The organism is Acinetobacter sp. YH12106, assembly GCF_013418995.1.
Lineage (GTDB): Bacteria > Pseudomonadota > Gammaproteobacteria > Pseudomonadales > Moraxellaceae > Acinetobacter > Acinetobacter pseudolwoffii.
On the sequence record NZ_VPAV01000052.1, the window covers coordinates 1 to 4,654 of the forward strand.

Annotated in this window: 5 protein-coding genes; 4 read left to right on the top strand and 1 reads right to left on the bottom strand. The window is 35.8% G+C overall.

Annotated features, from left to right (window positions below; translation table 11 throughout):
• Positions 1 to 224: 224 nt before the first annotated feature.
• Both FTU45_RS14990 and FTU45_RS14995 read left to right on the top strand, forming a co-directional pair.
• The gene (locus tag FTU45_RS14990; protein ID WP_180076672.1) at positions 225 to 587 is read left to right on the top strand and encodes a hypothetical protein; all 363 of its coding nucleotides are present in this window, start codon (positions 225 to 227) and stop codon (positions 585 to 587) included.
• A 194-nt stretch (positions 588 to 781) separates the two neighbouring features.
• Positions 782 to 1,186, top strand: coding sequence for a hypothetical protein (locus FTU45_RS14995; protein ID WP_180076673.1), 405 nt, complete (start codon positions 782 to 784; stop codon positions 1,184 to 1,186).
• Positions 1,187 to 1,399: 213 nt separating this feature from the next.
• On the opposite strand, the gene FTU45_RS15000 is transcribed toward FTU45_RS14995, so the two are convergent.
• On the bottom strand, positions 1,400 to 2,371 hold the full coding sequence (locus FTU45_RS15000; protein ID WP_004733159.1) for a GlxA family transcriptional regulator: 972 nt from the start codon (positions 2,369 to 2,371) through the stop codon (positions 1,400 to 1,402).
• Positions 2,372 to 2,478: 107 nt separating this feature from the next.
• Between FTU45_RS15000 and FTU45_RS15005 the strand changes: the two genes are divergently transcribed.
• Together FTU45_RS15005 and FTU45_RS15010 are read left to right on the top strand one after the other, a co-directional pair.
• A protein-coding gene (locus tag FTU45_RS15005) for an IS3 family transposase (protein WP_180075227.1) occupies positions 2,479 to 3,638 on the top strand; the annotation gives its coding sequence in 2 pieces (ribosomal slippage) (positions 2,479 to 2,713 and positions 2,713 to 3,638; 1,161 coding nt in all).
• 63 nt (positions 3,639 to 3,701) lie between these two features.
• Positions 3,702 to 4,244, top strand: coding sequence for a cysteine hydrolase family protein (locus FTU45_RS15010; protein WP_005176773.1), 543 nt, complete (start codon positions 3,702 to 3,704; stop codon positions 4,242 to 4,244).
• Positions 4,245 to 4,654: the final 410 nt, after the last annotated feature.

Here is a 4,654-nt window from a genome sequence, read left to right on the forward strand (position 1 = left end):
GTTGAATTTCTTTGTCAGACATAGTGATCAGCATCTATATTTTATATCCAGTCCATGGTGATAAAAACCATCATAAACCAGACATTTTTATTGGTGAGAATATAGACACTTTAAATGGGTTCTAACATAGGAATTTCGCATAACCGCCATTATGTTAAATGCAGGCTATTTGTGATAAAGATTGGTATAATTATAAGACTAATTCTATTCTTTATTAATTACATATGAATCTTAAAAAAAACTTTTTCAAAGTAATTTTTACAGTAAATATTTTACTTATTTCTACTCTTGTATTTGCTGTACCACAAAAAATTAATTCTAACTTTTTGGGGACATGGTGTGATGGTGTAGAAGCTATAGAAATAACTAAATCGCACATTATAGCGATGCATGGACGCGGTAAAATATTAATCAATGTTCATGAATTAATGGTTAATACACCTAATAAAGTTACAGGAATTTTTAGATATGAAAATAATGATAGATTTACTATAAATACTTATGAATTAAAAAATAAAAAGTTATATGAGTATTTCTATGTAGAAGGTAAGTTGATTTCAAGTGAAATGTATAAATGTAATTTATAACTAATTCTTAAGTTTTTTTAATTAACATAATACATGTTATTCAAAATCTAAAATGGAAGCCCTAAGCTACTATTTTTGCTATTTTTTTAAATTCCGTATAAGTCTCATGATGTTAAATACATAAATTTTTACGGCTTAGCCTTCTACTGGTTATGACTTATAATTCAAATACATCATTGAAAATTTAAACAACTATGAAAAAATTTTTAACTGTCTTAGCTCTTGTAGGGCCAACATCAAGTTTTGCTGGCTTATCAGAGATGATGAATATCTATAACAACCCAACTATTGCACCTAAATATACTGCTTGCCAAAGTAATCTATATTGTAATGGTTTTACAGCTTTGTCTAAGCGATGGGATACGATACCTAAAAGTTATCGTTATAAGGGGGAATACGACATTAGAAAAATGGCAGAAATTGGAGATGCTTCAAGTCTCTATCGAGGATTTAGTTTTGGTGAGGAGGAATCCACGTTCTACTTTATAGAAGCAGGAGCAGATACATACTATCAATATGATAGTAAAGATAAAAGCGATTTAACATTTGCTCGAGGAATTGCCGTATTACTTTATATGGTGGACCAAAACGGTTGGTAATAATCGGGCTGTTGTCTATTGTTGGTAATTCATAGAATTTTAGATATTTTTCAGGTGACTAAAGGCCTTATTATTAAATATACCTAAAATTAACATAATACACGTTATACGAAATTAGAAAAATGAGTTTATTGCACTGATATTTATCTGTTTTTTAAATTTTAGACCTGGGTTGGTGCCCAGGTTTTTTTATTGCGTATAACAACCATTATGTTAAATGGGTGGATTATTTTCATTAATGATCCCAAAAGCTTTTCTCCATGCCTGAGGGCTGGTGCCATATTTTTCACGAAAATTTTTTCTAAATGACACGGTATTATTAAAACCTGAAAGCTCGGTTATCTTTTCGATAGACAAGTTTGTCGTTTCTAAAAGTTCACAACTTAATCTGATTCTTTCAGTATTCAGCCAATCGACTAGGGTCATGCCTGTCGCTTTCTTAAAATGCCGTGTGAACGTCCTGCGTGTCATATGTGTCCGTTCAGCGAGGCTTTCAATATTATGTTGTAAAGCTAAATTCTTTCTTAAAAAATCAAGTAATACATTAATTTGTGCATCTTGGCTCGATTCTGCGACTGGCTGTTCAATAAACTGAGCTTGCCCACCTTCACGGTGAGGCGGGATCACCATTACTCTAGAGACTTTATTCGCAATTCGTGCATTATAGATTTCACGTACCAAGTACAAGCAGCAGTCTAACGCTGCGCCTGTTCCAGCAGAGGTTACGATCCTTTGGTCCTCTACATACAGGGCGTCATTATCAAGCTGAACCTGTGGAAATCGTTCACTAAAATCTTGTTCAGCCATCCAGTGCGTAGCTGCTTTTTTATGGTCAAGCAGCCCTGCATATGCCAATGCATAAGTTCCATAGCATAACCCTACAATTCTAATTCCAGTCTGATATGCACAATTTAGGGCATTGATAAGTACTTCTTCAGGCTCATGATTAAAATCATCCCATCCAGGAATAATAATAAGATCCGACTCTTTAATGAGTTCGATCCCCCCATCAGGGATAATCATCATAGACTGTTCTGTTTTTACGGGTTGGCCATCTATAGAAAAAATTTTCAGATCAAATAAGCGTTTATCTTCAATCCTGATATTGAAAATGATATGGGGGATAGAGAAGTGAAATGGATTTATATTGGGATAAACGAACAATCCAATCACTGGTATAGCCATTCGGTCTACCTCTCTAAAATAATAAATATAGCATTGATCCTAGACAAAATAATGGACAGCACGTCCCTCTAAAGATAACGTAACTTTAATCTTTGGAGATTCAAGAAATGGCTAAACGTTTTAGTCCCGAATTTAAACAGCAAGCGATTGATTATGCACTTTCAAACTCACACGAGTCTGTAGCTGCAATCGCCCAGAAATTAGGTGTGGGTTATTCAACATTAGATAAATGGATTCGTGAAACCAATCCGGCAGGTTCAAGCAAACGTCAACTTTCACCAGAACAACAGCGGATCGTGGAATTAGAGAAAGAAGTCAAACAGCTCAAGGAAGCCAATGACATCTTAAAAAAAGCGCATGTGTACTTTCTAACAGATCATGCCAAGAAAAGTACACGGTAATTCAAGATCTAGATATGAATGAAGTCACCGTATCTTCTGCCTGTAAATACCTAGGTGTCAGCACTTCAGGCTATTATGCCTGGCGAAAACATCAAGCCAATACGGCACAGAAATATAATGACTTAAAAGCCGTATATTGGCAGCATCATGCACGATTGGGTGCACCTTCATTAGTACATGACATGCATGATTTAGGTTACAACATGAGCGAACGTACTATTGGAAGGATCCTAAAAAAGCTTGGTTTACGTAGCAGGATTGCACGTAAATACAAGCATACGACTGATTCAACCCATCGTTTGCCTACAGCACCCAACTTGTTGGATCGCCAATTTACAGCTACTCAGCCTAATAAAGTCTGGACAACAGACATTACCTATATCCGCACTAAAGAAGGTTGGTTGTATTTATGTGTGATGCTAGATTTATTTAGCCGTCGTATCGTGGGGTGGCAAACCAGCCATCGAATAGACCGCCAGTTGGTGTGTGATACGTTTAACTATGCAATGGCTCGTCAGGGTTATCCAACTGGTGTTATGGTTCATTCGGACCAAGGCTCACAGTACTGTAGTCGTGATTTTAGAGCGCTGTTACTGAAAAATGATTGTACTCAGAGTATGTCTAGACGTGGAAACTGTTGGGATAATGCAGTGACTGAAAGCTTCTTTCATACATTAAAAGGTCATGTGGTACATGGCAGTGTGTTTTCGACTCGAAAAGAAGCGAATGCTGTCTTGTTTGACTATATTGAAATTTATTACAATCGAGTCAGAAGACATTCTGCAAACGGCTGGTTAAGTCCAGAAGCCTTTGAACAGAAATATATTAAAAGTTTAGAGGGGCTGGTTGTCCACGATACTGTCTAGGATCACACTTCTTTAAAATCCTAAGCAGAACAAAACAAATATTAGTTAAGTAAAGGAATAGATATGTCAAAATCAGCTTTATTAGTTATCGACTTACAAAATGAATATCTACCTACAGGTAAATTACCATTGGTAAATATTGAACAAGCTGCTGCTAATGCAGTGAAAGTAATTGCGAAGGCCCGTAAACAGGGTACTCAAGTGATTCATGTCCAACATATTGCTGATGCTGAATCTCCTATATTTGAACCTAGCTCAAATGGTATTGAATTTCAGGACACAGTTAAGCCGCAAGAAGATGAATCTGTGATCATTAAAAATCACATCAATGCGTTCTTAAACACGAATCTCAAAGAAATTTTAGATAGCAATCAAGTGACTGAGTTAGTCGTGATTGGTGCTATGAGCCATATGTGTGTTGATGCTGCTGTTCGTGCTGCTTCTGATTTTGGTTATAAGGTAAAAGTTATTCATGATGCTTGTGCAACACTAGACTTGGAATTTAATGGCGTTAAAGTACCTGCTGGTCATGTCCATGCAACATTAATGGCCGCTTTTGAATTTGCATATGCTCAAGTGATATCAACTGAAGATTATGTTAGTTAAAGATTAAGATTTTCTAAAATTAACATAATACACCTTATACGTAATGCTTGATATTTCTCTTTAAATATCATTATATTAAAGCAAGCCGTTCTGGAATATAGGGCACCAGAGCGGCTTTTTATTGATTATTCATGTTCCACGCTTAAAATTCGAACAGTGTTTCATGATTTTTATAAGTTAAACTAAATTTAGTTGCTAATCCCAATAAGCTATTCACTAACTTGTAAATATCGGTATACCGCCTGACGACTAATCCCAAAAGCTTTCCCTAATGCCATTTTCGAGGCACTGTTGCAAATAGAGATTTGAGTCGATGATGTTCCCTTTAAAAAGTACTTAGAGACCGAAAACCCTGTTGATTAGACACACTTCACCCTGAGGCTGACCATAATAAAATGACGATGCTTGTC

Coding starts and splice junctions, on each gene's coding strand:
- FTU45_RS14990 (WP_180076672.1), top strand. CDS start 225: ATGAATCTTAAAAAAAACTTTTTCAAAGTAATTTTTACAGTAAATATT.
- FTU45_RS14995 (WP_180076673.1), top strand. CDS start 782: ATGAAAAAATTTTTAACTGTCTTAGCTCTTGTAGGGCCAACATCAAGT.
- FTU45_RS15000 (WP_004733159.1), bottom strand. CDS start 2,371: ATGGCTATACCAGTGATTGGATTGTTCGTTTATCCCAATATAAATCCA.
- FTU45_RS15010 (WP_005176773.1), top strand. CDS start 3,702: ATGTCAAAATCAGCTTTATTAGTTATCGACTTACAAAATGAATATCTA.